Below are 25,766 nucleotides of genomic sequence, written 5' to 3'. Positions count from 1 at the left end.
ACACTGAAGAGAACAGTGAAACAGGAGTGATCCATGGCCGGTCATAGCAAATGGGCCAACATCAAGCACCGAAAAGCGGCTCAGGATGCCAAGCGGGGGAAAATCTTCACCCGCTTGATCCGGGAGATCACCATCGCTGCCCGGGCCGGGGCGTTGCCGGAAGACAACCCCCGACTGCGCCTGGCGATGGATAAAGCCCTCGCTGCCAACATGACCAAGGACACCATCGAACGGGCCATCAAGCGTGGCTCTGGTGGGGAAGACGGCGGCCAGCTGGATGAGCTCACCTATGAAGGCTACGGCGTAGGAGGGGTTGCGGTTATCGTAGAAGCCATGACGGACAATCGCAATCGTACCGCGGGGGAGGTGCGTCACGCCTTCACCAAATTCGGTGGCAACCTGGGCACCGAGGGCTCAGTGGCGTTCCAGTTCACCAAGCGCGGTGAGATCGTGATTGCGGCCGGTGTGGATGAGGATGCCCTGATGGAGGCGGCCCTTGAGGCCGGTGCCGAGGACGTGCTGCCTGCCGATGATGGTGGCTTCGAGGTGATTACTCCCTGGGAGGACCTTGCCAAGGTCAAAGCCTCTCTGGATCAGGCGGGGCTGCCCTCTGTCAGCGCCGAAATCAACATGGCGCCGTCGGTACAGGTGGATATGGACCTGGAAACCGCCACCACCATTCTGAAAATGATCGACATGCTGGAAGAGCTGGATGACGTGCAGAACGTCTACAGTAACGCCAATTTCACCCAGGAATTGATGGAGCAAATGGATTCCTGAATTGATGTTGGTGTGTATGTTGACCAGCGAGAGGCCACGACGATTCGGTACAGTGGCCTTTTTTTCGCCTGCAGTAGTGGTCATGCCCGCTGGTACTATTTCATAACCCCGCACGCTCGACCTGCGTACACTGATCTCAATCGCGGGCACCTCTCCTATCTCTTCGCAGACGCTTTTCGAACTCGTGGGTGCTCGCGAGTAAAACGCCAGGAATGGCGTAACCCCCCCTAAAGCGGCACCACCCCGGGTGCCGCTTCTTTTTTCTAAACTTATGAAATTAGTGGAAATGGGTGTCGACTCCCATTGCAGTGCTGCTAGACTAGGCTGCAAACAGCAGGCAAACGGGATTTCCTTTATTACATGACCATTGTGCTGGGCATTGACCCGGGTTCCAGGGTGACGGGGTACGGGGTAATCGCCTCCGAGGGCTCAAAGTTAATCTATATCGACAGTGGGTGTATCCGCACCCAGGCGGCGGAAACCCTGAGTGAAAAGCTGGACATCATCTATCGCGGTGTCAACGAAGTGATCCACCTGCATACGCCCCAGGAAGTGGGGGTCGAACAGGTTTTTATGGCGCGCAATGCAGACTCCGCGCTCAAGTTGGGGCAGGCCCGTGGCGCCGCCATCGTCGCCTGTACTTTCAACAAACTCCCGGTTTACGAATATTCCGCCCGCCAGGTCAAACAATCCGTGGTGGGCACTGGTGCGGCAGACAAGATCCAGGTTCAGGCCATGATCTGCCGCTTACTGGGGCTGGAAAAGGCACCCCAGGCGGATGCCGCGGATGCCCTGGGGGTGGCGGTGTGCCACACCCATATGATCCAGGGTATGATCCGGATGGCCGGTGCCCGCAAATTGCGCAGAGGTCGCCTGCGCCGCTGACCGCTGCAGCCCATTCAGCATTCTGACTAAGACAATCTATGATCGGACGAATAAAAGGTATCATCATCGAGAAACAGGCCCCGGTGCTGCTGGTGGACGTGGCAGGGGTGGGCTATGAAGTGGAAGCACCCATGACCACGTTTTACCGCATCCCGGAGGTGGGCAAAGAGGTGGTTCTGCACACCCACTTTGTGGTGCGGGAAGACGCGCAGTTGCTCTACGGCTTTTTTGAGAAGGAAGAGCGGGAGTTGTTTCGCCTGCTGATCAAGGTGAACGGCGTTGGCCCCAAGATGGCGTTGGCCATTTTGTCCGGCATGGAGGGCTCTGAATTCGTGCGCTGTGTACAGGATCACGATACCAATACCTTGGTAAAATTGCCCGGCGTCGGCAAGAAAACCGCAGAACGGCTGGTGATTGAAATGCAGGATCGTGTGAAAGCGTTCACCCATTTGGCCCCGCAAGCGGAACTGGCCCCGGTCGCTGAACGCCAGCGAGGCCCGCGGGCGGAGATCAATGATGCCGAAAGCGCACTGATTGCGCTGGGTTACAAGCCTACAGAGGCTGCCAAAGCCATTGCCGCCATAGACTCAGATGGGCTGAAAAGTGAAGAAATCATTCGCCAGGCACTGAAGCGCATGGTGAACTAAAGGCTGAACCATAGAAAAGCTGAACCAATAAACGAAGGCACTATGATCGAATCTGATCGTCTGATATCACCATTAGGTTCCCGGGAGGATGCCCATGATCGGGCCATTCGCCCCACGTCATTGGCGGATTACACCGGCCAGGAAGCCGTGCGGGAACAAATGGAGATCTTCATTACCGCCGCCCGCGGGCGCAGTGAAGCCCTGGATCATACCCTGATTTTTGGGCCCCCCGGCCTGGGCAAGACCACTCTGGCCAACATCATCGCCAACGAGATGGGCGGCAGCCTGAAAAGCACGTCCGGCCCGGTGCTGGAAAAAGCCGGTGACCTGGCCGCCTTGCTCACCAATCTGGAGGAGGGCGATGTGCTGTTTGTGGATGAAATCCACCGCCTCAGCCCCATGGTGGAGGAGATCCTGTACCCCGCCATGGAAGATTACCAGCTGGACATCATGATCGGGGAAGGGCCCGCCGCCCGCTCCATCAAAATTGATCTGCCTCCCTTTACTCTGGTGGGCGCCACCACCCGAGCTGGCCTGTTGACTTCACCCCTGCGTGATCGTTTTGGTATTGTGCAGCGGTTGGAATTCTATTCCGTCGAGGAACTGGCGCGCATCGTGTCCCGCTCTGCTTCGATTCTGGGGGTGACCATGGATCATGAAGGCGCGGTGGAAGTGGCGCGGCGCAGTCGGGGTACACCCCGAATCGCCAACCGGCTGTTACGTCGGGTGCGGGATTTTGCGGAAGTGAAGGGCGATGGCCGGGTGTCGGCCGAGGTGGCCGGCAAAGCCCTCGATATGCTCAAGGTGGATTCCCACGGGTTCGACACCATGGACCGTCGGCTGCTGCTCACCATCATGGAGAAATTTGACGGCGGACCGGTCGGTGTGGAAAGCCTGGCCGCCGCCATCAGCGAAGAATCCGGTACCCTCGAGGACGTCATCGAGCCCTACCTGATCCAGCAGGGCTTTATCATGCGCACGCCCCGGGGGCGGGTGGCCACCCGCACGGCTTACCAGCATTTCGGTTTAAATCCACCCCGCGATTCCTCGGCTCCTGATTCCTCACCCCCCACTGCGGATTTGTTCAGCAATGAGTGAATTTTTTGTGCCGGTACGGGTCTATCTGGAAGATACCGATGCGGGCGGCATTGTATACTACGTGAATTACCTGAAATTCATGGAGCGGGCCCGTACGGAGTTGCTCCGGCAGATGGGGTCTGAATTCGGCGAACTGTACAGGCAGGGGTTGCAGTTTGTGGTGCACAGTGTGGATGCCCAATACCGCAAACCGGCACAGGCAGACGACGAATTGCAGGTGTCTGCCCGGGTGGAGAAGATCGCCCGTACGTACATCCTGTTTCACCAGCAGGTACGAAAGGGGGATGACCTGATGTGTGAAGCCCGGATCAAGGTGGCCTGCATCAGTGCGACCAAACTCAAACCTGCTCCCATACCTTCAGAATTACAGCAACAATTTGCCGACGTTTCGGCCTGAATAGGAGACCATCTCTCGTGGAATCTATGTCCGTTGTCAGTCTCATCATCAATGCGTCCATCGTGGTCCAGCTGGTGATGCTGATCCTGTTCTCACTTTCCATGATTTCCTGGTACATGATCTGGCAGCGGCAGGCCGTTTTGTCCAAAACCAAAAAGGCTCTGATGAACTTCGAAGAGCGTTTTTGGTCCGGCATTGATCTGAGTCGCCTGTTTGTGCAGGTCAATACTGAACCCAATGCGTTCAGCGGCGAAGAGAATATCTTCCGTGCTGGCTTCAAGGAGTTTGCCCGTCTGCGCAAAAGCGCCCACAGTGATCCGGAAGCCGTCATGGCGGGTACCGAGCGTTCCATGCGGGTGGCGCTGCTGCGGGAACAGGAAAAACTGGAAACTCATCTGCCGTTTCTGGCGACGGTGGGGTCCACCAGCCCCTATATCGGCCTGTTTGGCACGGTATGGGGCATCATGCATTCCTTTCTGGCGCTGGCCAATGAAACCCAGGCCACCCTGTCGGTGGTGGCACCGGGTATTGCCGAGGCGCTGATCGCCACCGCCATCGGTCTGTTTGCGGCAATCCCGGCGGTGATCAGCTACAACCGCTTTTCCTCCTCCGTGGACCATCTGTTGCACAACTATGAGACCTTCATGGACGAGTTCTCCAGTATTTTGCACCGCAAGGCCCATTCCTCCGAACCGGAAGCCAAAGGGTGATGGAGCGTTAGAGGCCTATGTCCCAGAAACGAACGACTGTCCGCCGCAAACCACTCTCCGAAATCAATGTGGTGCCCTACATCGACGTAATGTTGGTGTTGTTGGTGGTGTTCATGATCACCGCCCCCATGATGACCTCGGGTATCAAAGTGGATTTGCCGGATGCCAATGCCGAACCCCTGATTCTGCCCAAGGACCAGCAGTATGTGATTGTGTCCGTGAATCACAATGGCCAGTACTTTATCAGCACCGCCGACGACAAGCAGACCCCCAAGGCGCTGCCTGAGATCGTAGCCGCTGTGGCGGCCCTGAAGGAAAAGAAACCCGATACCCCGGTTTTGATGGAAGGCGATGAGCGGGTGGCGTACGGGCTGGTGATGCGGATGATGATTGCGTTGCAGCAGGCCGGCGTGAACGACGTGGGTCTGGTCACTGAAAGCAGCGCCAAGGAGTAGCCCTTGTCCTTATCCTCGGTGGACATCGCTGCCCTGACCAAGGCCATACTGGTGCATGCACTGGTGGTGGGTCTGCTGTTTTTCAGTTGGCCATCCAGCGATGAGGTGGTGCGCCTGAAGCCCATGCCCAAGCACGTAACCGCTGTGGTGGTGGAAAAACCCAAGCCCAAGGCTGCCCCAAAACCGGCGGTGCAACCCAAGCCGCAGCCGAAACCACAGCCCAAGCCTGAGCCGAAACCGCAGCCCAAACCCAAACCGGAGCCCAAGCCACAACCGAAACCGCAGCCCAAACCCAAACCGGCACCCAAGCCCCAGCCTGCAGCACAGAAACCGCAGCCGAAGCCGGAGCCCAAACCGGAGCCGGCCGGCAGTGCTTTCAGCGATCTGTTGAAAGAGGAAATGGAGGCGATCCAGAAAGATGAAACGGCATCGGTGGAAGCGGTGGATGCCAGCGAAACCCAACAGCAACTGGATGAAATCACCCAATATAAAGCGATGATCCAGCAAACCATGAAGCGTTACTGGGCCAGACCCCCCAGTGCCCGCAACGACATGGTGGTGGACCTGAGCATCAGCCTGCTACCCGGAGGTGAGGTGAAGACCGTCACCATTGACCGGTCCAGCGGCAACGGCGCGTTCGATAGCTCCGCGGTGCAGGCGGTACAGCGCGCGGGGCGCTTCTCCGTTCCTTCCGACCCGGTTTTGTTTGACCGGCATTTCCGGCACTTTAAAATGCGGTTCAAACCGGACGATTTACGCTATTAACCCGAACACGAGGTGAGCAAGAGACCGATTATGAAACAACTGGTTACGATGTTGTGTTGGCTGGCCTTATTCGCAGTGCCAGCGCGAGCTGAATTGATCATAGAAATTACCGAAGGGATAACCGATGCAACCTCCATTGCCATCGTGCCCTTCGCCTGGGCTGGACCACGGCTGCCAGAGGATGTGGCGGGCATAGTGGCGGCGGATCTGCACCGGTCCGGCCAATTCGCACCCCTGGACCGTTCCAAGATGCTGAGTCTGCCGACGCAGCAGAGCCAGGTGTTTTTCCGGGACTGGCAGTCCAAAACCAACGGCGCCCAATACCTGGTGATCGGGCGCATGAGTGGAACCGGCGACGGAAAATATCGGGTGGACTACCAGCTTTTTGACGTCTACCAGCAACGTTCCATGAACAAATGGTTCGCTACCGGCAATGACCTGCGGGCGCTGGCGCACCATATCAGTGATGTGCTCTACAAGGAACTGACCGGCATTCGGGGGGCGTTCTCCACCAAGATGGTCTACGTCACCATGGAGTATCTGCAGAAACTGGGGGTCAGGGTGCAGCGCTATCGTCTGTACGTGGCGGATGTGGATGGGCATAACGAGCGGATTCTGATGGAGTCCAGCGAGCCCATTCTGTCCCCCAGCTGGGCGCCCAACGGCCGCCATATTGCCTTTGTTTCGTTCAAAAGCACCCGGCCAGCCATTTACATCATGGATACCAAAACCCTGCAGGAGAAGAAAATCACCGGTTTTGCCGGTTTGAACGGTGCACCGCGATTCTCCCCGGATGGTCGTAGCATGGCGATGGTGTTGTCCAAGGATGGCAACCCGGAGATCTACACCATGGATCTGAGCACCGGAAAACTGAAGCGGATTACCAATCATTACGCCATTGATACCGAACCCACCTGGTCGCCGGACGGGCAAAGTCTCATTTTTACCTCTGAAAGAGGCGGTTCACCACAAATTTATCGCCAGCATCTTGATTCTGGAAAGGTTGAACGCTTAACATTCGATGGCAACTACAATGCGCGTCCGGCATTGACTCCAGACGGTAGATTCCTGGCAATGGTGCATCGATCCAACGGCATCTTTCACATCGCTGTGAAGGACCTGTATCGGGGAACATTCAACATTTTGACGGAAACGAACCTGGACGAATCGCCCAGCATTGCACCTAATGCGAGCATGATCATTTACGCCACCATGGATAACAACCGCGGTGTGCTCGCGGCGGTGTCTTTGGATGGCAGAGTCAAAGTGAAGCTGCCATCGCGGATTGGGGATGTGCGTGAGCCCGCCTGGTCGCCGTTTTTGTAAAAAAAATGTTGTAAGCCTGTTTAAAAACTTTAAACGAACCACTAATATCTGCCAGGAGTTACCACTCTTAGGAGTTAAATGAAAATGTCCATGAATACCCGTAACGTTGTTTTCGCTCTGATTGCTGCTGTTGCCATTTCTGCTTGTAGTTCCACCCCTGAGGACACAACTACAACAGAAGCTCCTGTATACACTGCTCCCGAGACTGAAGTGGGCGGTGGTGTGCAAGAGAGCTACGCTCCTGCTGAGCAAAGCGATCCTACTCTGCAATACCGAGTGGTGTACTTCGACTTTGACAAAGCCAACATCCGTTCAGACGCTATTGCGATTCTGAAGGCTCACGCCCTGTACCTGTCTCAGAACCCTGCAGCTCGTGTACGTATCGAGGGCCATGCTGATGAGCGTGGAACCCGCGAGTACAACATGGCTCTGGGTGAGCGTCGTGCCAAGGCTGCTGCCAGCTTCCTGGCTGCTAACGGAGCCTCTGCTTCCCAGCTGGAAATCATCAGCTACGGTGAAGAACGCCCGGTGGCTCTGGGTCACGAAGAAAGCTCCTGGTCCCAGAACCGTCGCTCTGAATTGAACTACACCTCCGAAGCGCCCTAATATAGATGCTTCGAACGTTAATAGTTCTAGCGGTATCCACGGCCACTGCATCCGCAGTGGCCGTTCCTCCCTACGAACCACTCCCCACCAGCAAGCCTAAGACCACCCAAACCACCACACCCAGCTATTCAGCATCGACCCCCGTTCAATCTGGTCCGGTCGCTGCGGACACTGACCCCGGATTTTCCTACAGCGCGGCGGTGGATAGCAACGCAAGCGCCGGTGTCGCCGGAGGAGTGTCCTGGGATGTCATGTCTCAAGTACAGCAAATGCAGCAGGAAATCCTGCAATTACGAGGCATGGTGGAGGAGCTCAAGCACCAGATCGATATCATGCAAAAGCAGGAGCGCGAGCGCTACCTGGATCTGGACCTGAGAATCAATCAGCTGCAGTCTGGCGGTTCTGCCACTGGCAGCAGCAAAGCCACCAAGGCGCCGCGAGCCAAAGAAGACGACAAAGTCCTCTATGACAAAGCCAGCCAACTGCGTAAAGAAGGCAAGTACGAAGAGGCCATCGCTGTGCTTAATCAGTTATTGCAGCAGTCTCCGGAAGGGCTTTATGCGCCTTACTGCGAGTATTGGTTGGGCGAACTCTATATGGTGGCAGATCCGGTTGACCTGGATGAAGCCAAGCGCCATTTTATCAACTTGCTGGCCAACCATCCGGACCACGTGAAAGTACCCGATGCGATGTATAAGCTAGGTAAGCTGTATGCATCCAAAGGCGAAACCAGTAAGGCGAAAAGCACATTGAACGAGCTGGTCAAAAGATACCCAGACAAATCCGCCGCCAAATTGGCAAGTGACTTGTTAAAAACACTCTAGAGACTGTCATCGGCCCCGGCCTTGAGTTAAGATTGCGCGCTTTCCAGCCACGGAGTGCAGTGTGACTCAGCTACGAATTACCGAAATTTTCAATTCTTTACAGGGTGAGGCCAGAACCATCGGGCGCCCCACGGTATTCGTGCGCCTGACCGGCTGCCCGTTGCGCTGCCAGTACTGTGATACTACTTATGCGTTTTCCGGTGGCGACATGTGGGCCCTGGAGGATATCCTGCAGGAAGTGGCATCCTATTCCCCCCGCTATGTGACGGTCACCGGCGGCGAGCCTCTGGCCCAGCCGGGCTGCCGAACCTTGCTGACAGCGTTGTGCGATGCTGGCTACCAGGTGTCCCTGGAAACCAGTGGTGCGCTGGATATTGCCGGTCTTGACTCCAGGGTGAGTGTGGTGCTGGACCTGAAAACACCCGACTCCGGAGAGAGCCATCGCAACCTGATGGAAAACATTCCCCATCTCAAGCCCCTGGATCAGGTGAAGTTTGTGATCTGCAGTCGCCAGGACTACCAGTGGGCGCGGATGAAGGTGGACGAGTTGGGCTTGGCGCAACGGGTTGACGACGTGTTGTTCTCCCCCAGTCACGGGCAGATCAGCGTGGTGGAGTTGGCAGACTGGATCGTCGAGGATCGCCTGCCGGTCCGTTTCCAATTGCAGTTGCACAAAGTGTTGTGGGCCGACGAGCCGGGGCGTTGATGATGTCTGATTCCAAGCGAGCAGTCGTGTTGTTATCCGGAGGTTTGGACTCCGCCACCTGTCTGGCAATCGCCCGCAGCCAGGGCTATGCCTGTTATGCCCTCAGTTTTCACTACGGTCAGCGCCACGATTCTGAATTGGCAGCGGCCCAGCGGGTGGTGGCAGCTCTGGGGGCTGAGGAGCTCAAGACCATTCACATCAATATGGGGGACATCGGCGGCTCAGCCCTGACGGACCCGGCCATTGACGTCCCGGAGGCGCCCACTGAGGGCATACCGGTAACCTATGTACCGGCGCGAAATACGGTTTTCCTGTCGTTGGCGCTAGGATGGGCTGAGGTGCTCGATGCTGACGCGATATTCATCGGCGTCAATGCGGTGGACTATTCCGGTTATCCGGACTGCCGACCAGAGTTCATTTCTGCATTTGAACGCCTTGCCACACTGGCCACCAAGCGTGGTGTGGAAGGCCACCCCATCTCCATTCAGGCGCCTCTTCTGAAGCTGTCCAAGGCTGAGATAATTCAGCAGGGGGTGGCGTTGGGGCTGGACTACGGGCTCACGGTGTCCTGCTATCAGGCAGACCATCAGGGCAGGGCCTGCGGTGTGTGTGACAGTTGTCGGCTCCGAAAAGAGGGTTTTGCCCAGGCTGGCGTGGCGGATCCAACACCCTATCGTTAAAACCCTGTTTTTTCAGGTGCTTTGGTCAGTTTTGTGAACGGAGTAGGGTGAACGCAAAAAAGCGTATGAAAATCAAGGCCATAAAATTGAAAAAAAGCCTTGTGATTTAATTTTTAATCAGTATTATACGCATCCGTTGACGGGTCGTTAGCTCAGTCGGTAGAGCAGTTGGCTTTTAACCAATTGGTCGATGGTTCGAATCCATCACGACCCACCACTATTCGGAAAGGCCGCTTTGATCATCAAAGCGGCCTTTTTCATTTGGGGCATGGCGCGCTGGATTGGCCGGAGCTTGATTGCCCGGATAGATCCCCCATATAGACGTAAAGTACTTATGGTATGATTGGACCCCATTTTTACTCTGTGTCACCCGTTGTTGCCAGGGCAGCCCTGGAGGTATCAGTAGCATGAACACATCCGTAGCGGACTTTGTCAGAGATCATCTGGACGGCAGCCACCTGCAGTCGCACCTTACCGATGCTGAGAAGTCAGAATACCGCGAACAGATTAAAGCTTTGTTAAAGGAGCAAAATGCGGTTCTGGTGGCGCACTACTATACCGACCCGGAGATCCAGTCCCTGGCGGAAGAAACCGGTGGCTGCGTATCGGATTCGCTGGAAATGGCGCGTTTTGGCAAAGCTCATCCGGCGCAGACCCTGATCGTCGCCGGCGTCAAGTTTATGGGGGAGACCGCCAAAATTCTGAGCCCCGAAAAAACCGTGCTGATGCCCACCCTGGAAGCCACCTGCTCCCTGGACCTCGGTTGCCCGGTGGATGAGTTTTCGGCTTTTTGTGATCAGCATCCCGAGCGCGAAGTGGTGGTGTACGCCAACACGTCGGCAGCGGTGAAGGCTCGGGCAGACTGGGTGGTGACGTCCAGTATCGCCGTGGAGTTGATTGAACACCTGCACAACCAGGGCAAGAAGATTATCTGGGCGCCTGACAAGTACCTGGGTTCCTATGTGCAGCGCCAGACCGGGGCGGACGTACTGCTGTGGGACAGCTCCTGCATTGTGCATGAGGAGTTCAAAGCCAAGGGCATTGAAGACCTCAAGAAAGCGTACCCGGGTGCTGCCGTTCTGGTGCATCCAGAGTCGCCCGACTCGGTGGTGCAGATCGCGGATGCCGTCGGTTCCACCTCACAATTGATCAAGGCGGCCAACACCCTGCCCAATGACACGTTTATCGTGGCCACGGATCGGGGTATTTTCTACAAGATGAAGCAAATGGCGCCGGAGAAGCGCTTCCTGGAGGCGCCCACGGGCGGCAATGGAGCCACTTGCCGTTCCTGTGCCCATTGCCCGTGGATGGCCATGAACGCCCTGGACAGCCTGGCTCAGGAGCTCAAACAGCATCGTAATGAGATTCACGTGGATGAGGCGCTGATCGAGCAGGCGATGATCCCCCTTAACCGCATGCTGGCGTTCGCCGAGCAGCTGAAGCGGGCGCAGGCTGCCCCTGCCTAAATCTCCATATCGCGCATGGACTGCTGCATTTCACTGATGCGCTCGCTGATGCGGGCGGTCACGTGAAAATCATCCCGCGCCAAGGGCAGGGCATACTGGAGTTGTTCGATGGCTTTTTGTGTGTGGCCATATAAGAAAAAGTATTCTGCCTTCGATTGATAGACCCCGAGTCGATTACCTGCTTTACCGTAGGCTTCTGCCATCAGAAACCACAGCAGGGGCTGGTTTTCCCGTTGGGTGAGCTGTTCTCGGAGCACACTGACCGCTTTTGCGGTTTGCTTGTCCAGTGTCAGGGCATCCGCATAGTGTATGCTCAGCGGATAGTTGCCAGGCGAGAAGTCCAGGCCCTTCTCAAGCAGGGCAATGGATTCTGCATAGCGCCCTGCCTTGTTCAGTATCTCTGCCTTGGAGGCGATGTAGGTGATGCGGTTGCGCCGTTTCTCCAGTAAGCGATCAATGGAGGAGAGGGCTTTGTCCAGCTGGTTGCTTTTGAGGTAGGCGCAGCTCAACCCGTATTCTGTGACTTCAAGAAACCCATTGGAGTTTTGGATCTGGCGCTCGAGGTCATTGATTTTGGCGCTGGCATCCCGTGCAAACTCCACTTCCATCCGCATTTTCATCAGATGAAATTCCAGTGAGTCACTGTTGGGTACTGCGGGCAGCTGGGCTGCCCGGGCCCGGGCATCGGTGATACGGGATTCGGTCACCGGGTGCGTGAGCAGAAACTCCGGGGGCAACTCGCCGTAATAGCGCATGCTTCTTTGCAGCGCTTCGAAGAAGTCCGCCATGGCTCCGGGGTTCATGCCGGCTCGCGCCAGCGTCTGCATGCCCACGCGGTCTGCCTCCTGTTCGTTGGCGCGACTGAACCTCAACTGTGAATCAATGCTCGCGGCCTGGGTGGTGGCCAGGGCCGCCATCCCGGCTTCGCCGCCGGCGGTGGCCGCGATGGCGATACTGGCCAGCAGTGCAGCCAGCCCCGCCCAGGAGTTCTGTTGCGAGCGCTCCACACCGCGGGCGAAATGGCGTTGGCTAAGGTGCGCCAATTCGTGGGCGATGACACCCCCCACTTCGTCTTCGGTGCGGGCATTCAACAGCAGGCCGCCATTCAGGCCCATAACGCCTCCGGGCACGGCGAATGCGTTGATGGCCGGGCTGTTGATCACCACCATCTCGATATCGGGCTCCGCAATATCACTGGCGGATGCCAGGCGGTAAACCAGGTTGTACAGGTAATCGAAAATCAGCGGGTCGTGAATCAGGGGCGCCTGCGCCCTCAGTTGTCGCAACCAGGCGCGCCCCAGGCGGTATTCCTGCTCCGGGCTGACAATGGAGGAGCTCGCGTCGCCAAGGGAGGGCAGGGTAGAGGCGACGGTGGGCAGCGGCGAGCACACCAGCCACAACGCAATCAGGAGTCGGGCCGTGAGTCTGTGTCTGAACTGCGGGGTCATATTCAAGTAGATGCTGGTTTCCAGAGAGTCTTGTGGTTTGACCGGTAAAAAGAACAAAAGTTTATCAGCAGGTTAGCAGAAGGGGATTGTCCTCACAAAGTCAAATTTATCATCCGCTTAGGGTTGGATGTGGTGTCAATTCCATCAATCGTTGTATATAGTGGGCTTCCATTTTAGAGTGGGTGACCCGCTGAATGAGTGAACAAACGCCCCGGGTGGAACTGGACGCCCGCGGATTGAATTGTCCGATGCCCTTGCTGAAGCTGAAGCAACAACTGAACCGTATGTCGGCGGGGCAGGCGATCCGTGTCCTGACCACAGATCCGGGGTCAGTGGGCGATTTCATCGCATTTGTCGGGTTGGCAGGTCACAAAATTCATGAGCAATCAGAGCAAAACGGCGAGTATCTGTTCATAATTGAAAAACGGGCAGATTCGTAGTTCGGAACGGAAGTAGCACACAGCCTTATGTTTCAGATATTCACTGATTGGTACAAAGAGTACTTCTCCAATAAGGAAGCGGTGGTCCTGATCCTGCTGTTAACAGCCGGGTTGACGGTCGTGGTGACCATGGGTCAGGTATTGGCTCCGGTGCTCACCGCCATTGTGCTGGCCTATTTGCTGCAGGGGCTGATCAATTATATGGTGGGCCACAAGATTCCTCCGCTGGCCGCCTTCATCTTCACCTATGTGCTGTTTTTTACTGCCCAGATGGCGTTCCTGTTTGTGTTGGTGCCGTTGACCTGGGGGCAGCTGGTGCGCTTTCTCAATGAACAGGTGCCGCGGATCCTGTCGGAGGCCAATGCGTTTTTGACGGTGTTGCCGGAGCGCTATCCCGACCTGGTGTCAGAACAGTGGGTGAATGAGATCAGCGCCATGACCACCACTACCCTGAAGAGTGTGGGGGAGTCGGTGGTGACGTTTTCACTGGCCAATATCCCCAACCTTATGGGCATCCTCATCTTCCTGGTGTTGGTGCCGCTGTTGGTGTTTTTCTTTCTGAAAGACAAGGATCGACTGATTTCCTCGGTGGTGGAGCTGCTGCCCGCTGACCGCCCGTTCATTACCCGGGTGATGAGTGAGATGGACGTGCAGATCTCCAATTACGTGCGGGGTAAGGCGATGGAAATCATCATTACCGGCGGCGTGACCTACATTACTTTTGTCATACTGGGGGTAAACTACGCAGCCCTGCTGGGGTTGTTGGTGGGGTTGAGTGTGGTGGTGCCCTATATCGGCGCGACGGTGGTGACCATTCCGGTGGCTGTGGCGGCCTATTTCCAGTTCGGTTGGGGGTCGGAGTTCATGTGGGTGATGGTGGCCTACGGCATCATCCAGGCCCTGGACGGTAACGTGCTGGTGCCGGTTCTGTTCTCCGAGGCGGTTAACCTGCACCCGGTGTCCATCATCACCGCGGTGTTGGTCTTCGGTGGGTTCTGGGGGCTGTGGGGGGTGTTTTTTGCCATTCCATTGGCAACGCTGGTGAAGGCCGTGTTTACGTCCTGGCCCAGGGAACCTTTGCCGGAACTGCTCACGGACAAGGAACCGCTGGAACCGGGCCAGTAATCAGTCCACTGCTTCCGCTGCTTCCAGTACTTCCTCTACGTGACCGTTCACCCGCACCTTACGCCATTCCCGGCGCAGAATACCGTTTGAATCGATCAGGAAGGTGCTGCGCTCGACGCCCTGGATCTGTTTGCCATACATGTTCAGGGGTTGGATCACATCGAACATCTGGCACAGATAGGCATCGGTATCGGAAATCAGCTCAAACGGAAACTGATACTGGGCCTTGAACTGTTCATGGGACTTCAGAATGTCTTTTGAAACCCCGAAAATCAGGGTTTTCGCCTTCACAAAGTCATCATAGTAGTCCCGAAAATCCAGGCCCTCGGTGGTACAGCCGGGGGTGTTGTCTTTCGGGTAGAAGTACAGAACGACTTTCCAGCCCTTGAGTTTGGACAGCACAACATCTTTCTGGCTGGTAGCCTGTGCTGCAAAATCCGGAACCGGTTTGTCGATTTCGACGATTGCCATTGACTCCTCCTAAGCCTTACAGTGGTTTTTGTTTTTAAACTGAATGCCAGTCTGCGCTGGCTTAACGGCGCGGCTCAATGGTGGCATCCAGGTTACGTTCGTCACAAAAGGCGATGAAAGCCTCTTTCAGGGGCGCAATGGCCAGGTTGGCTGGTACGTTCACAGCCAGCTCCAGGGAAAACATGGGGCTGCCGGTATGGGCGGCGGCATAGGTCCCGGTTTCCATTTCTTCAATGTTTATATCGCGCTCACTGAAAAAGCCGGCGATTTCCCGCACGATCCCGGGGTGATCCAGAGAGACCACCGAAATGAAATAGGGGCTGGAAGCGTCTTTGCTCGATCGGGGGTGTGTGCGCTTTAGGATGGTGGTCAGGCCGAACCGGTCAGCCACCTGGGGAATGGCGGTCTCTGCGCTGGAAATCTGTTCAGTTTGGCCGCTGATCATCATCATCAGCGCGAACTCACCGCCCAGCACCGTCATTCGGGTGTCCAGAATGTTGCAGCCGGACTCCCCAGCCGCCTTCGAGAGGCCGTTGATGATCCCGGGTTTGTCTTCTCCAATGGCAGAAATAACCAGGTATTCTTGCATTGCTCAGTCCTGATTGGCTGGAAGTTGAACAGGTTGGCCTGTGCCAAAAAGTTCAGGCTTCTTAACCGGTTAAAAACTGAATTTGAGTTTAGCATCGGTATTTAGGAACAACTAGCTGAAAATGCTACAAATAATGGCCGGTGACAGAAAACGGCTGGAATGCCCCCCTATTTTGGGTCCTGCAGGTGGTATCTGCTTGTTATTGTTAACACGCGTCAGTACCATACCGGTTTGCCCAAATTAGGTGGAGATACGTTCGCAGATGATTACCGGTAGCCTGGTCGCGCTCGTCACCCCGATGCATGCTGATGGCAGCATTCATTGGGAGGCTTTGGCCAAATTGATCGATATGCACATTGAGCAGGGAACCAACGCCATCGTGGCGGTGGGGACCACTGGCGAGTCCGCCACTCTGGATGTGGATGAGCATTGCGCGGTAATCAAATTCACAGTTGAGCGTGCGGCCGGACGCATTCCTATTGTGGCTGGAACCGGGGCCAACTGCACCCGGGAAGCGATCGACCTCACACGGGCTGCCAAGTCAGCAGGGGCTGATGCCTGCTTGTTGGTGGCACCCTATTACAACAAACCCACCCAGGAAGGCTTGTACCGGCATCATATGGCCATCGCCGACGCGGTGGAAATGCCACAGATCCTTTACAATGTGCCGGGTCGAACCGTATGCGACATGCTGCCCGCCACAGTGAAGCGAATCAGCTCCCATCCCAATGTGGTTGCCATCAAGGAAGCCACCGGCGACCTGGACCGGGGCCGGGAGATTCTGGAGCTGTGCGATCCGGGGTTTCTTCTCTATTCAGGGGATGATGCCACGGCCATGGAGCTGATGCTGTTGGGGGCAAAGGGAAATATTTCCGTTACGGCGAACGTTGCCCCCAAAGCGATGTCTGATTTGTGTGCGGCCGCCATGGCGGGTGACCGTGAACGGGCAGAAGCCATCAATGAGCCGTTGATCGGCTTGCATAAGAACCTGTTTCTGGAAGCGAATCCGATTCCCGTCAAGTGGGCATTACAGCAGATGGGCCTGATCGAAGAAGGCATTCGCCTGCCGCTGACGCCCTTTTCGGAGCAATACCACCCGCCTCTGAAGGACGCTCTTGAACAAGCCGGCATTCTCTGAACGGGCTTGGTCTGCATAATACGCGAAAATCAATCATTACATGTTCCCGGAGATTTGAATGCACATTGTACGAGCTGCGCTGCTCTTTACTGTGCTGATTGCGCTGTCAGGTTGTTCCTATCTGTTTGGTGAAGAAGGTCAGTTTCGTGAGCGCACGATGGACTATCAACAGGCGGAAAGTTTGCCGCCATTGAGCATCCCTGAGGGCATGGAAAGCCGGCCCAGACCGCAGCGTTACCCGATACCGGAAGTGGGGGCAGGCCCCTTCTACCAGCCCGAAGACAGCGAATCGATCCCCCGACCTCAGTCCCTGCTCAATGTGAATGAGGCCGCTGGCCTGGAACTGCGGCAGGATTCCGGCCGAATGTGGCTGGTGGTGGAGCGGCCGACCGACGAGCTTTGGCACCAGCTGAATGAATTTGCCGCCAGCAATGTGTCTATCGATGTGGCAGATCGCAGCCAGGGTGTCATCGAAACCGGCTGGCTCGCGCCGCGCAAGTTGCCCGGCGACGATGGTTTCTGGAAGTCCCTGTGGCGATTTATTACGTTCAGCGGGGGCGAACACCGCGATCGCTTCCGCATCACGATGCAGGCAGTGGACCAGAACGGGCTTGAAACCAGCGTGGTCCACATCAATCACGTGCGCCACAGCACCCCGCTGCCGGACACCATTGCCTGGCCAGAGGAGCCGGAGAATGACCCGCTGGTGACAGTGGTCTACGATGAGCTGATGCTGTATCTGGAACAGGGCGGTCGTAAAGTGGGTGCGTCGGTGCTGTCCCAGGATCTGCGGGCCCTCCCCAAATACACTATGACCCGCGATGGTAATGGCTACCCCATTCTGGTGATCAATCTGGACTTTAACCGGGCCTGGCTTTCTGTTGGCCAAGCCCTCGAGCGCAGCCGAATCGGCATCTCCGACCTGGATCGCACCCTGGGCATTTACTATCTGGCGGAAACAGCGGTGGTGGAAGTGGACGATGAGGAAGAGGAAAAGGAGCTCCAATTGCGCCTGATCAGTTCCGAAAGTGGCATCCAGGTGTCGGTGCAGGTGGATGATGACACCCTGGCCCCGGAACAGCAGTCCACCAGAATCCTTAACCGGGTGCGGGAGAATCTGCAGTAGTGAGATTTGCGTCCATCGGCAGTGGCAGTGATGGCAACGGTACCCTGATACAGGGTCAGGATCAGGCCACGGTGCTGGTGGATTGTGGATTTTCGGCCCGGGAAGCACTGGCCAGGATGGGGGAGCAAGGTGTGGTGGCAGAGGATCTCGCCGCCATTCTGGTTACCCATGAGCACGGTGATCACATCAAAGGGGTGGCGCGATTGGCCAACCTGTGCCGGATTCCGGTGTACTGTACCTGGGGCACCTGGGCCAGCAAGTTGAACGGTGTGCTGGATGACGCACTGTTCAGGTTGATCACACCCCATGAAGGATTTTCCGTGGCGGGGTTGATGGTACAACCGGTACCTGTGCCCCATGATGCCCGTGAACCCTGCCAGTTCGTGCTGGAACAAGGGGGCCGGCGTTTGGGCTTGCTCAGTGATGTGGGCAGCGTAACCCCTCATATGGTCGAGAGTTACCAAGGCTGCGATGCCCTGATGCTGGAATGCAATCACGACCTGGCCATGCTGGCGGAAGGCCCGTATCCACCCTCGCTGAAACGGCGCGTCTCCGGGCCTCTGGGGCACTTGAATAACCGACAGTCTGCAGACATGCTATCCCAATTGGAACGATCCGGTCTGCAGCATCTGGTGGTGGCTCACATCAGCCAGAAAAATAACCACCCGGATCTGGCGTTGGAGGCGTTGTTGGGCGATGCGCTCTGCCCCGAACACATTATCCGGCTGGCTACCCAGAATTCAGGCTTCGATTGGCTGACGATTGAGCCCGAAACCGAAACTGTTTAACTGAACTTCTTATCGAAGCAGGTGATTTCAAAATGGAAAAGCGTGAAGAGTTGTATAAAGGCAAGGCAAAGTCGGTTTTTTCCACCGATGACCCGAAATCGTTGATCTTGCTGTTTCGTAATGACACATCGGCTTTTGACGGCAAGAAAGTGGAACAACTGGACCGCAAAGGCATGGTCAACAACAAGTTCAACGCGTTCATTATGGAAAAGCTGGCGGCTGCGGGCGTAGAAACCCACTTCAACAAACTGCTCAGCGACCAGGAAGCGCTGGTCAAGAATCTGAAGATGATTCCACTGGAGTGTGTGGTGCGTAACATCGCCGCAGGCAGTATCTGCCGTCGATATGGTGTGGAAGAGGGGTTGGACCTGAATCCCCCCACGTTCGAGTTCTTCCTCAAGAACGACGCCCTGGGCGACCCCATGGTGAACGAGTACCACATCCAAAGCTTCGGTTGGGCAGAAAAAGAACACGTGGAAAAGATGAAAGAGCTGACGTTCCAGGTGAATACGGTGTTGAAACAGCTGTTTCTGGATGGCGGCATGCTGCTGGTGGATTACAAGCTGGAGTTCGGCCTGTTTGAGGGGCGCGTGGTGCTGGGTGATGAGTTTTCTCCCGATGGCTGTCGCCTGTGGGATAAGGAAACCCGTAAAAAGCTGGATAAAGACCGCTTTCGACAGGGGCTGGGTGACGTGGTGGAGTCTTATGAGGAAGTGGGGCTGCGCCTGGGCATCAAATTCGATTGATGGCCTCTGCGATCAACCCATAAAAAAAACCGCAGATTCAGGTCTGCGGTTTTTTATGGGCGTTCGGCTGGCTTCAGAACCTAGAAATGGAAAGTGGCCGCCAGATAGGTGCCTTCCAGGGTCACATCCGCATCCAGATCTTCCACATCATCCAGCTCGATGGCCATTTTGCGCATACCGGCTTCCAGCCCCAGGCCAAACGCAAAGGTATAACCAACTTTACCCCACAGATCATACAGTTGGGTGCCACCGGCACCGATCCAGTTGCCTTCCACCCCGGCATACAAGCCGGTCAGAGGCAGGTCGAACTGGGCTTTGCCGTAGAGCAGGGGCACCGCAAAATCCAGGTCTTCCTTGGCGCTGATGACGAAGCTGGGGCTGCTGATCTGGTAACCTTGTATTTCCATCTCGCCATCCAGCTGGCGGACCGTCAGGCCCAAATCCAGATTGACCCAGTTGTCCAGAAGCTCGTAGTAAAAGGTGAAGTCATAGTGACTGAAGTCCAGGTCGGTGCGGATGCGTGAGTCCGCCGGGAAAGTCTCACCACCGAAATCGATTTCATTGTCGGTCAGGTTGGTGGCCGTTTCCGTGATGTCAGAAAAAGCGACTTTCACATTCGGGACAATGGGAATACCGTGCTCCAGGGCGATGTACAGGTAGCTACCCGCTTCACCCTCCAGGCCCAGGTCATCCTCCAGGTCCAGGGAGTTGGCGTCCTCCTGCTCCAGGTCTTTGATTTCCCCAGACATGTCATAATCGATGGAGCCGCCACCGATATACAATCCGAACAGGGTGTCGCCATAGGTTACGGGGGTTAAACAGAGTCCCAGTCCCACCAGGGTGGCAGAGGCAAGTGCTTTCATGATGTGCTCCCTTTGTTTCACTGCCTTAATTAAAGCATATCGGAAGCAAAGGCCAACCGAAATTGGCCTTTTTATTCATGGGTTTGCGAACACTTTCAAGGAAAAGGTCGAGATTGGCCGCGTACGGCTTACTGGTAGCGCTTGGCCAGTTTGTGGAGGCCGGCAAGAATGGCTTTCTCCAGAATGGTTTTCACCAGCAATCCGCTGAGGGGAATCGGCAGCTTTGGCTCGAACTGGATGGTGTAGTGCAAATGAGCTTTGCCGTCGCGTTCACTGAACACCATTCGGCCCAGGTGATTCTTGAGGGGGCTGCCCTTGGTGATGGTGTATTCCACCAGGCGGTTCGGTTCAAAGGCAGTGACGGTTTCCTCAAAGTCGGCAAAGGGCACGGGAGTCAGGCGGCGTACTGAGCCAACCCCGTTGACCGAGTCCTTGCCATCCTGGATCCGCTTTACCTTGGCACCGAGGACTTGGCCCATGGCTTCGTGGTCCGAGAGGATGGCGAACACGGTTTCCACCGAGGTGTTGAACTCCACATTCATCTGAATGAATTGACTGCTCATAATGACTGGTTCCGTTTAAAGTGTTCTGAATGTGATGCCGGCGTGATTGAGTCGCTCAATCAGTGCGGTGCCCATACCTGCCCCTGGCGTGGTAACGCCATAGACTTCCGGCAGGTTGCTGTCCTGGGCCAGGCACAGCGCAGATTCCGCCAGCATTTTTGCGGTTTCGCCATAGCCGGGATCGCCACCGGCTACTTCTGTCCAGACGTGGAGACCGTCTGCTTCGCCCACGAAATGCACCTTGAACCAGGATTTTGCCCGCTGGCTTTCACTGGGCCCCTGGCCGGGGTCTTTGATGGCGAGTAACTTGTTGCGGCTGTATTTGAACTGGGACAACAAAACCACGCCACCTGCACCCGCCACCCCGCCAATCAGGTTGGGCAGTTTTTTCACCAGAACATAGTGACCGTAAATAAAATCCGGACCAAATTCCCTGCAGGTGGCTGCGGTACGCTTGACCACTTGCGGATCAATACTGGGGAAGGGGCAGGCCCATGCGGAATAGGCATTGACCCAAAACACCTTGGGGCTCATCACTCGGCTGCGGCGGCGATCAGTGGGTTTGGTGGTTTTGCTTTTGTGCCACTCTTTGCGCTTGTTGCGATACTCTTTCAGGCGCGAGAACTGGGTGATCGCGGAATGCCAGGTGCCGCCGGAAAAAGAACCCTGAGCTTCGATGAAACCTTCCACCTTCATTGGCACTTTGCCGGCGCGCTCCGGGCCTACCAGCTCGTTGAGCTGTTGTACCGTGTAGAGGGCTCCCAGGTCATGGGGAATGCTGTCAAAGCCGCAGCAGTTGATGATCTTGATTTTCTTTTCTGCCGCCTGATCGTGAAACTCGTGCTCCAGGCCCTCGACAAATTCCGGTTCGCCGGTGAGGTCCACGTAATGGGTGCCGGCCTCCACACAGGCGCGAACCAGCGGCTCGCCGTATTTCAGGTAGGGGCCAACCGTGGTGATGACGACCTTCGCCTGCGCGGCCATGTTGACCAGGCTGGTGTAATCGTCGGAGTCTGCCTGCAGTGTTTCCACCTTGGCATTGCTGTTTTTCGCCAGCAGGTCCTGCTTGCAGGCTTGCAGTTTGTGCGCGTTGCGCCCCGCAATGGCCAGCTTGAGCTGTTCGGCTCCGTCAATTGTAACCAGATATTCCGCGGTGAGTTTTCCAGTGAAGCCGGTGGCTCCGTACACCACAATGTCATAGGGTCGCGAAGCACTTGCGGCTGTGGTCTGAGTGGACATGCTCATCCCCTGTAAGTAGTCAAAAATCCAATGAAAAGCGGTGCCTAGAGTAAGCTGATTGAATTATCGGTTTCAAGCACCTGAAGTGACATTTTTAGTGTAGATGGGGGCGGCCGCAGATCAATGCAAGCCCGGACTGCCAGCTTGGCGCAGGGCGATAATTAGTTGAGCTTAAACAAAAGCTGTGACATTGTTGATGTCACGGGTAACGCCCGGCACAGAGGGCGGTTCCCCCATAACGATAAGTGATCATGACAGGGTCCACCTGCGGGTGAGGAGGTCTTATGGTTGATAAGTCTGCAGTGGTTCGGGATTGTATGAGCCGCAAAGTAGTGAGTTTTGATATTAAGGATGATGTAGGGGATGTGGTTGCCGTCCTGCTGGAGAACAAAATTACAGGGGCTCCGGTACTGGATGAGAACAAGAATGTCATCGGTTTTATTTCCGAGCAGGACTGCATCAAGGAAATGCTCAACACTGCGTTTTACTGTGATCTTACTGCCAACGCGGGGGATGTGATGAAAACGGAAGTGCTCACCGTAGACCCTGATATGGGTATTTCCGAACTGGCGGATATGCTTTCCACCAACAAACCCAAAGTCTATCCTGTGGTGGAAGCGGGCAAGTTGGTAGGCATCATCAGCCGGTCAGACGTGCTTCAGGCGCTCTATGATGCCAGCGTTCGCTGCCATCACCTCACTGACAAGAAAACCGCTATCTGAACCCGGTTCGGCGCAGCCTGGGGCTGCGTCAGCATTCCCAAGGCATTCTGCTAAGCAATATAGGTTAATTTTTGTTCTTCGGTTTGCGTTTCGCTGCAGCCATCCTACCCTTTATTTGATAATCCGCTAAACATGGAAGTAGAGAGGCTGTTCCATCTCCTTGAAAAGAGGTACGTAGCCGTGAGGCTTGTTCGCAATCTGCTTTTATTTTGCTTCCTCCTGCAACCAATGCTGGTGCAGGCGGCTATTGCTGTTGATCAGCCTTCTGAATCTGTGAATGAGCAGGTTTATTTTCTCGAAGATGCCGCGGACCGGCTCACCATTGATGCGGTACGCCAGGACACGGCTAACTGGACCAAACAGCAGGATAGCAAGGCATTTAATCAGGGCTACAGTGATTCCGCCTGGTGGTTGCGACTGCAACTGCACAATGGAAATGCCACTGAGGTGATGCGTTATCTGGAGCTCAGCTACGCGGTGTTGGATTATGTGGATGTCTGGATCTACTCGTCCGACCGGTTGCTGGAATTTTACGAAATGGGGGACAAGTTACCCTTCAATTCGCGCCCATTGGAGCACCGTTTTTTTGTCCTGCCTGTAACCTGGGAAGCGGACCAGACCCTGGATATTTATCTGCGCGTTAAAACCAGTACGGCGGTACAGGCACCGCTGACACTTTGGGATCGGGACGCTTTTGAGCGCCGTGAGAATCAAGCCAATATTGCCCAGGGTCTGTATTACGGCGCGATGGTGGTGATTGCCATCTACAACTTCCTGATTTTTATTGTGGTGCGGGATCGCAGTTATCTGTACTACGTCGCCTTCGTCATGTCCCTGCCGCTGTTTATTGCATCCATGAGCGGGCAGGCCTATCACTATCTGTGGCCGGATGCGGTGTTGTGGAATGATCACAGTATACCGTTCTTTCTGGCGATGGCGTTCGGCTCGTCTGCCATGTTCACCCGGCGTTTCCTGCAGGTAAAAGAGTGGTCCAGGGTGCTGAATGTCGGCTTGACCATGGTGGCCACAGTGGCGTTCGGCACGATGTTGTTGTCCTTCGTGATGCCCTATCGCTTCAGCATCCATGTGCTGGTGCCGTTGGGATTGTTCGCCTGCGTATTCGATATGATTGTTGGTGGACTGTCCTGGTATAAAGGGGTTAACAATGCCCGCTTTTATGTGATCGCCTGGTTGATGTTCCTGGGCGGTGGTGTGCTGCTGGCGTTGAACAAGCTGGGCATCCTGCCGCAGAATTTTATCACCGAATATTCCGTGCAGATCGGCTCGGTGCTGGAAGCCGTGCTGTTGTCGTTTGCCATGGCCGAGCGCATCAACGTGGAGCGTCGACTGCGTTTTGCCGCTCAGGATGAGGCCCTGAAAGTGACCCGCCGCCTCAATGAGCAGCTGGAGGAACGGGTGCGAGAGCGCACGCTGGAATTGGAAAAACTCAATGCCCGGCTGGAGGAAATGAGCAACACCGATCAGCTCACTAATCTGAAGAACCGTCGTTATCTTGAACATGTGATGCAGGAAGAGTGGGCACGTTGCAAACGCTATGAACGTGATTTTGCCATCATGATGCTGGATGTGGACTTTTTCAAAAAAGTGAACGATCAATATGGTCATCCGGCCGGGGATGCCTGCCTGAAGCGGGTTGCCGAGTTGGTGAATCAGTGTATCCGCTGGCCGTCAGATCAGTTGGCGCGTTATGGTGGTGAAGAGTTCTGTCTGATTCTGCCGGAAACGGGAGAAGAGGGCGCCAGGGTGGTGGCAGAACGCATCAGGGTGGCCGTGGAAGGGGATGTTATCGAGACCGACAGCGCCTCCTTCGGTGTGACCATCAGCGTCGGCGTGTGCGTGGGCAAGCCCAAGGCGGGTTCGGTGGAAGACATGCTCAAATCGGCGGACCTGGCCCTGTATCAGTCCAAAGAGCGGGGGCGCAACAAAGTCACGCTGTACAATCAGGACAAGCCGGCCGCGGTTGCCCCGTTGCCACTGGGTGCGGCCAAGACCGATAAATGATTCCCTGGCGATGACTTTGTAATTCTGCCTGCAGAGGGCATAATCCTGCCCATTGATTCCAATCTCAGCAAACTTGGGCATGACCGCAGCAATTCACATCAAATCTCCAGTACTGAAATGGGCCATCGGTGAGAAGGCCCGCCAGCACATCGAACGGCACGGGTTGGGTGTGGAGGACATCGATCTGCTGGTAGGGGCGTCCGGAGGCCCAAAATGGCTGGTATTGGCCGGTCTGGATCGGGCCTTGTTCAGTGAATTTCTCAGCACCCGCCACAGGCCATTGACCACACTGTCCTCCAGTATCGGGAGTTGGCGCTTTGCGGTGCTGGCGCAACAGAACCCGGAAGCGGCCCTGGACCGGTTCCTGGAAGCCTACCTGGCGCAAAGCTACTCGGAGCAGGTCACCATCGATGAGGTGTCCCGGGTGCTGGATTCCGTGCTCTCCCATCTGCTCGGCGCCACTGGCAGCAAAGAGATACTGTCCCACCCGGTGTTCCGTAATCACGTCGTCACCATACGCAGTGGCCGGTTGCTGCGGACTGATGCCAGGCTGCCATTGGCTGCCGGCCTGTCGGCGATGTTCCTGGGTAATCTGATGGGGCGCAATCGGCTGGGGTGGTTTTGTGAGCGTGCTGTCTTTGGGGACCCCCGCGACGCAATGCTGGAATTTGGGGATTCGCTGCCCACCCGCCACATTGCCCTGCAGCAAGACAATCTCGAACTGGCGCTGAGGGCATCCGGCGCGGTGCCGCTGGTGCTCGCCGGGGTGTCCCAGATTCCCGGTGCCCCAACGGGTGTGTATCGTGATGGCGGGGTGACCGACTATCACTTCGACCGAGGTATCGGGGCTGCCAAGGGCTTGGTGTTCTATCCGCATTTCTACGACCATTGCATACCGGGCTGGTTTGATAAAATGCTGAAGCGTCGTCATCAAATGGATCCGCCCTGGGAGAACCTGGTGATGGTGTCTCCCTCCGCTGAGTTTGTCGCTGCCCTGCCTGCTGGGCGCATACCCGACCGCAAAGACTTTTTTCAGATGGACGACCGGCAGCGCAGGGCGTTCTGGCAAACCACCGTGGCTGAGTCTGAACGTCTGGGCGAAGCTTTTCTAAAGGCCATGGAGAAACAGTGTTTCAATTGA

The 25,766-nt window shown here is 56.0% G+C and carries 29 protein-coding genes and 1 tRNA gene; 24 read left to right on the top strand and 6 right to left on the bottom strand.

Going from position 1 to position 25,766, the window contains the following annotated elements; genetic code table 11:
- The first annotated feature begins 33 nt into the window (after nucleotides 1-33).
- From D9N14_RS01755 to nadA, 15 genes are all read left to right on the top strand, one after another.
- The gene (locus D9N14_RS01755; protein WP_290576203.1) at nucleotides 34-780 is read left to right on the top strand and encodes a YebC/PmpR family DNA-binding transcriptional regulator; all 747 of its coding nucleotides are present in this window, start codon (nucleotides 34-36) and stop codon (nucleotides 778-780) included.
- A 360-nt stretch (nucleotides 781-1,140) separates the two neighbouring features.
- Nucleotides 1,141-1,665: a crossover junction endodeoxyribonuclease RuvC gene (ruvC, locus tag D9N14_RS01750; RefSeq protein WP_290576201.1), complete on the top strand. Its 525-nt coding sequence runs from the start codon at nucleotides 1,141-1,143 to the stop codon at nucleotides 1,663-1,665.
- A gap of 38 nt (nucleotides 1,666-1,703) precedes the next feature.
- The gene (gene ruvA, locus D9N14_RS01745; protein WP_290576199.1) at nucleotides 1,704-2,312 is read left to right on the top strand and encodes a Holliday junction branch migration protein RuvA; all 609 of its coding nucleotides are present in this window, start codon (nucleotides 1,704-1,706) and stop codon (nucleotides 2,310-2,312) included.
- 42 nt (nucleotides 2,313-2,354) lie between these two features.
- Nucleotides 2,355-3,410, top strand: a complete 1,056-nt coding sequence (gene ruvB / locus D9N14_RS01740) for a Holliday junction branch migration DNA helicase RuvB (protein ID WP_290576197.1) — start codon at nucleotides 2,355-2,357, stop codon at nucleotides 3,408-3,410.
- On the top strand, nucleotides 3,385-3,807 hold the full coding sequence (gene ybgC, locus D9N14_RS01735; protein WP_411267910.1) for a tol-pal system-associated acyl-CoA thioesterase: 423 nt from the start codon (nucleotides 3,385-3,387) through the stop codon (nucleotides 3,805-3,807). Before ruvB ends, ybgC begins: the two co-directional genes overlap by 26 nt.
- Before the next feature lie 26 nt (nucleotides 3,808-3,833).
- The gene (tolQ, locus tag D9N14_RS01730) at nucleotides 3,834-4,517 is read left to right on the top strand and encodes a protein TolQ (RefSeq protein WP_290576193.1); all 684 of its coding nucleotides are present in this window, start codon (nucleotides 3,834-3,836) and stop codon (nucleotides 4,515-4,517) included.
- 17 nt (nucleotides 4,518-4,534) lie between these two features.
- Nucleotides 4,535-4,972: a protein TolR gene (gene tolR, locus D9N14_RS01725; RefSeq protein ID WP_290576191.1), complete on the top strand. Its 438-nt coding sequence runs from the start codon at nucleotides 4,535-4,537 to the stop codon at nucleotides 4,970-4,972.
- Between the two features lie 3 nt (nucleotides 4,973-4,975).
- Nucleotides 4,976-5,737 (top strand): cell envelope integrity protein TolA, encoded by a 762-nt coding sequence (tolA, locus tag D9N14_RS01720; protein ID WP_290576189.1) that lies wholly within the window; start codon nucleotides 4,976-4,978, stop codon nucleotides 5,735-5,737.
- Nucleotides 5,738-5,767: 30 nt separating this feature from the next.
- Nucleotides 5,768-7,063, top strand: coding sequence for a Tol-Pal system beta propeller repeat protein TolB (gene tolB, locus D9N14_RS01715; RefSeq protein ID WP_290576187.1), 1,296 nt, complete (start codon nucleotides 5,768-5,770; stop codon nucleotides 7,061-7,063).
- A gap of 222 nt (nucleotides 7,064-7,285) precedes the next feature.
- The gene (gene pal, locus D9N14_RS01710) at nucleotides 7,286-7,669 is read left to right on the top strand and encodes a peptidoglycan-associated lipoprotein Pal (protein ID WP_317622561.1); all 384 of its coding nucleotides are present in this window, start codon (nucleotides 7,286-7,288) and stop codon (nucleotides 7,667-7,669) included.
- Between the two features lie 251 nt (nucleotides 7,670-7,920).
- Entirely contained in the window at nucleotides 7,921-8,493 is a 573-nt protein-coding gene (gene ybgF / locus D9N14_RS01705) for a tol-pal system protein YbgF (RefSeq protein ID WP_290576183.1), read from the top strand.
- A gap of 61 nt (nucleotides 8,494-8,554) precedes the next feature.
- On the top strand, nucleotides 8,555-9,199 hold the full coding sequence (gene queE / locus D9N14_RS01700) for a 7-carboxy-7-deazaguanine synthase QueE (RefSeq protein ID WP_290576181.1): 645 nt from the start codon (nucleotides 8,555-8,557) through the stop codon (nucleotides 9,197-9,199).
- A gap of 2 nt (nucleotides 9,200-9,201) precedes the next feature.
- On the top strand, nucleotides 9,202-9,879 hold the full coding sequence (gene queC, locus D9N14_RS01695; RefSeq protein ID WP_290576179.1) for a 7-cyano-7-deazaguanine synthase QueC: 678 nt from the start codon (nucleotides 9,202-9,204) through the stop codon (nucleotides 9,877-9,879).
- A gap of 141 nt (nucleotides 9,880-10,020) precedes the next feature.
- Nucleotides 10,021-10,096 (top strand) — tRNA-Lys (locus tag D9N14_RS01690).
- 190 nt (nucleotides 10,097-10,286) lie between these two features.
- On the top strand, nucleotides 10,287-11,345 hold the full coding sequence (gene nadA / locus D9N14_RS01685) for a quinolinate synthase NadA (protein ID WP_290576177.1): 1,059 nt from the start codon (nucleotides 10,287-10,289) through the stop codon (nucleotides 11,343-11,345).
- On the opposite strand, the gene D9N14_RS01680 is transcribed toward nadA, so the two are convergent.
- Nucleotides 11,342-12,793 carry a M48 family metalloprotease gene (locus D9N14_RS01680; RefSeq protein ID WP_290576175.1) on the bottom strand — a complete coding sequence of 484 codons (1,452 nt, stop codon included), beginning with the start codon at nucleotides 12,791-12,793 and terminating at the stop codon, nucleotides 11,342-11,344. The genes nadA and D9N14_RS01680 overlap by 4 nt on opposite strands.
- Before the next feature lie 194 nt (nucleotides 12,794-12,987).
- Here D9N14_RS01680 and D9N14_RS01675 point away from each other — a divergent pair, with 194 nt between their 5' ends.
- Both D9N14_RS01675 and D9N14_RS01670 read left to right on the top strand, forming a co-directional pair.
- Nucleotides 12,988-13,233: a sulfurtransferase TusA family protein gene (locus D9N14_RS01675; protein WP_290576173.1), complete on the top strand. Its 246-nt coding sequence runs from the start codon at nucleotides 12,988-12,990 to the stop codon at nucleotides 13,231-13,233.
- 27 nt (nucleotides 13,234-13,260) lie between these two features.
- Nucleotides 13,261-14,358, top strand: coding sequence for an AI-2E family transporter (locus tag D9N14_RS01670; RefSeq protein WP_290576171.1), 1,098 nt, complete (start codon nucleotides 13,261-13,263; stop codon nucleotides 14,356-14,358).
- Here the strand turns inward: D9N14_RS01670 and D9N14_RS01665 are convergent, their stop codons facing one another.
- Nucleotides 14,359-14,829 carry a peroxiredoxin gene (locus D9N14_RS01665; RefSeq protein WP_290576169.1) on the bottom strand — a complete coding sequence of 157 codons (471 nt, stop codon included), beginning with the start codon at nucleotides 14,827-14,829 and terminating at the stop codon, nucleotides 14,359-14,361. It abuts the gene before it with no gap.
- Nucleotides 14,830-14,890: 61 nt separating this feature from the next.
- Nucleotides 14,891-15,418 carry a glycine cleavage system protein R gene (locus tag D9N14_RS01660; RefSeq protein ID WP_290576167.1) on the bottom strand — a complete coding sequence of 176 codons (528 nt, stop codon included), beginning with the start codon at nucleotides 15,416-15,418 and terminating at the stop codon, nucleotides 14,891-14,893.
- A gap of 262 nt (nucleotides 15,419-15,680) precedes the next feature.
- On the opposite strand from D9N14_RS01660, the gene dapA reads away from it, so the two are divergent.
- Genes dapA through purC form a run of 4 tightly spaced genes read left to right on the top strand, consistent with a single transcriptional unit; the run spans nucleotide 15,681 to nucleotide 19,216 of the window.
- Complete coding sequence (gene dapA, locus D9N14_RS01655; RefSeq protein WP_290576165.1) at nucleotides 15,681-16,556, top strand: 4-hydroxy-tetrahydrodipicolinate synthase; 876 nt, start codon at nucleotides 15,681-15,683, stop codon at nucleotides 16,554-16,556.
- A gap of 58 nt (nucleotides 16,557-16,614) precedes the next feature.
- Nucleotides 16,615-17,682, top strand: a complete 1,068-nt coding sequence (gene bamC, locus D9N14_RS01650) for an outer membrane protein assembly factor BamC (RefSeq protein ID WP_290576163.1) — start codon at nucleotides 16,615-16,617, stop codon at nucleotides 17,680-17,682.
- Nucleotides 17,682-18,470, top strand: a complete 789-nt coding sequence (locus tag D9N14_RS01645) for an MBL fold metallo-hydrolase (RefSeq protein ID WP_290576161.1) — start codon at nucleotides 17,682-17,684, stop codon at nucleotides 18,468-18,470. The genes bamC and D9N14_RS01645 overlap by 1 nt, the downstream gene beginning before the upstream one ends.
- Nucleotides 18,471-18,502: 32 nt before the next feature.
- On the top strand, nucleotides 18,503-19,216 hold the full coding sequence (gene purC, locus D9N14_RS01640; RefSeq protein ID WP_290576159.1) for a phosphoribosylaminoimidazolesuccinocarboxamide synthase: 714 nt from the start codon (nucleotides 18,503-18,505) through the stop codon (nucleotides 19,214-19,216).
- An 80-nt stretch (nucleotides 19,217-19,296) separates the two neighbouring features.
- Here purC and D9N14_RS01635 read toward each other — a convergent pair whose 3' ends face one another.
- From D9N14_RS01635 to D9N14_RS01625, 3 genes are all read right to left on the bottom strand, one after another.
- Nucleotides 19,297-20,079 (bottom strand): TIGR04219 family outer membrane beta-barrel protein, encoded by a 783-nt coding sequence (locus tag D9N14_RS01635; RefSeq protein ID WP_290576157.1) that lies wholly within the window; start codon nucleotides 20,077-20,079, stop codon nucleotides 19,297-19,299.
- 128 nt (nucleotides 20,080-20,207) lie between these two features.
- Entirely contained in the window at nucleotides 20,208-20,642 is a 435-nt protein-coding gene (locus tag D9N14_RS01630) for an SRPBCC family protein (RefSeq protein ID WP_290576155.1), read from the bottom strand.
- A gap of 15 nt (nucleotides 20,643-20,657) precedes the next feature.
- Nucleotides 20,658-21,881 (bottom strand): saccharopine dehydrogenase family protein, encoded by a 1,224-nt coding sequence (locus D9N14_RS01625; protein ID WP_290576153.1) that lies wholly within the window; start codon nucleotides 21,879-21,881, stop codon nucleotides 20,658-20,660.
- A 317-nt stretch (nucleotides 21,882-22,198) separates the two neighbouring features.
- On the opposite strand from D9N14_RS01625, the gene D9N14_RS01620 reads away from it, so the two are divergent.
- From D9N14_RS01620 to D9N14_RS01610, 3 genes are all read left to right on the top strand, one after another.
- Nucleotides 22,199-22,603 carry a CBS domain-containing protein gene (locus D9N14_RS01620; RefSeq protein ID WP_290576151.1) on the top strand — a complete coding sequence of 135 codons (405 nt, stop codon included), beginning with the start codon at nucleotides 22,199-22,201 and terminating at the stop codon, nucleotides 22,601-22,603.
- A 273-nt stretch (nucleotides 22,604-22,876) separates the two neighbouring features.
- A complete protein-coding gene (locus D9N14_RS01615; RefSeq protein ID WP_290576148.1) occupies nucleotides 22,877-24,625 on the top strand; it encodes a 7TM diverse intracellular signaling domain-containing protein in 1,749 nt (582 codons plus the stop codon).
- Between the two features lie 79 nt (nucleotides 24,626-24,704).
- Nucleotides 24,705-25,766 carry a patatin-like phospholipase family protein gene (locus tag D9N14_RS01610; RefSeq protein WP_290576146.1) on the top strand — a complete coding sequence of 354 codons (1,062 nt, stop codon included), beginning with the start codon at nucleotides 24,705-24,707 and terminating at the stop codon, nucleotides 25,764-25,766.

Source organism: Ketobacter sp. (assembly GCF_003671495.1).
GTDB lineage: Bacteria > Pseudomonadota > Gammaproteobacteria > Pseudomonadales > Ketobacteraceae > Ketobacter.
Note: the sequence above shows the minus strand (reverse complement) of the source record. Positions and strands in the feature narration are given on the sequence as shown.

Excerpts from the sequence above, each read along its gene's own strand:
- D9N14_RS01755 (WP_290576203.1), top strand. The coding sequence starts at position 34 with ATGGCCGGTCATAGCAAATGGGCCAACATCAAGCACCGAAAAGCGGCT.
- ruvC (WP_290576201.1), top strand. The coding sequence starts at position 1,141 with ATGACCATTGTGCTGGGCATTGACCCGGGTTCCAGGGTGACGGGGTAC.
- ruvA (WP_290576199.1), top strand. The coding sequence starts at position 1,704 with ATGATCGGACGAATAAAAGGTATCATCATCGAGAAACAGGCCCCGGTG.
- ruvB (WP_290576197.1), top strand. The coding sequence starts at position 2,355 with ATGATCGAATCTGATCGTCTGATATCACCATTAGGTTCCCGGGAGGAT.
- tolQ (WP_290576193.1), top strand. The coding sequence starts at position 3,834 with ATGTCCGTTGTCAGTCTCATCATCAATGCGTCCATCGTGGTCCAGCTG.
- tolR (WP_290576191.1), top strand. The coding sequence starts at position 4,535 with ATGTCCCAGAAACGAACGACTGTCCGCCGCAAACCACTCTCCGAAATC.
- tolB (WP_290576187.1), top strand. The coding sequence starts at position 5,768 with ATGAAACAACTGGTTACGATGTTGTGTTGGCTGGCCTTATTCGCAGTG.
- ybgF (WP_290576183.1), top strand. The coding sequence starts at position 7,921 with ATGTCTCAAGTACAGCAAATGCAGCAGGAAATCCTGCAATTACGAGGC.
- queC (WP_290576179.1), top strand. The coding sequence starts at position 9,202 with ATGTCTGATTCCAAGCGAGCAGTCGTGTTGTTATCCGGAGGTTTGGAC.
- nadA (WP_290576177.1), top strand. The coding sequence starts at position 10,287 with ATGAACACATCCGTAGCGGACTTTGTCAGAGATCATCTGGACGGCAGC.
- D9N14_RS01680 (WP_290576175.1), bottom strand. The coding sequence starts at position 12,793 with ATGACCCCGCAGTTCAGACACAGACTCACGGCCCGACTCCTGATTGCG.
- D9N14_RS01675 (WP_290576173.1), top strand. The coding sequence starts at position 12,988 with ATGAGTGAACAAACGCCCCGGGTGGAACTGGACGCCCGCGGATTGAAT.
- D9N14_RS01670 (WP_290576171.1), top strand. The coding sequence starts at position 13,261 with ATGTTTCAGATATTCACTGATTGGTACAAAGAGTACTTCTCCAATAAG.
- D9N14_RS01665 (WP_290576169.1), bottom strand. The coding sequence starts at position 14,829 with ATGGCAATCGTCGAAATCGACAAACCGGTTCCGGATTTTGCAGCACAG.
- D9N14_RS01660 (WP_290576167.1), bottom strand. The coding sequence starts at position 15,418 with ATGCAAGAATACCTGGTTATTTCTGCCATTGGAGAAGACAAACCCGGG.
- dapA (WP_290576165.1), top strand. The coding sequence starts at position 15,681 with ATGATTACCGGTAGCCTGGTCGCGCTCGTCACCCCGATGCATGCTGAT.
- bamC (WP_290576163.1), top strand. The coding sequence starts at position 16,615 with ATGCACATTGTACGAGCTGCGCTGCTCTTTACTGTGCTGATTGCGCTG.
- purC (WP_290576159.1), top strand. The coding sequence starts at position 18,503 with ATGGAAAAGCGTGAAGAGTTGTATAAAGGCAAGGCAAAGTCGGTTTTT.
- D9N14_RS01635 (WP_290576157.1), bottom strand. The coding sequence starts at position 20,079 with ATGAAAGCACTTGCCTCTGCCACCCTGGTGGGACTGGGACTCTGTTTA.
- D9N14_RS01630 (WP_290576155.1), bottom strand. The coding sequence starts at position 20,642 with ATGAGCAGTCAATTCATTCAGATGAATGTGGAGTTCAACACCTCGGTG.
- D9N14_RS01625 (WP_290576153.1), bottom strand. The coding sequence starts at position 21,881 with ATGTCCACTCAGACCACAGCCGCAAGTGCTTCGCGACCCTATGACATT.
- D9N14_RS01620 (WP_290576151.1), top strand. The coding sequence starts at position 22,199 with ATGAGCCGCAAAGTAGTGAGTTTTGATATTAAGGATGATGTAGGGGAT.
- D9N14_RS01610 (WP_290576146.1), top strand. The coding sequence starts at position 24,705 with ATGACCGCAGCAATTCACATCAAATCTCCAGTACTGAAATGGGCCATC.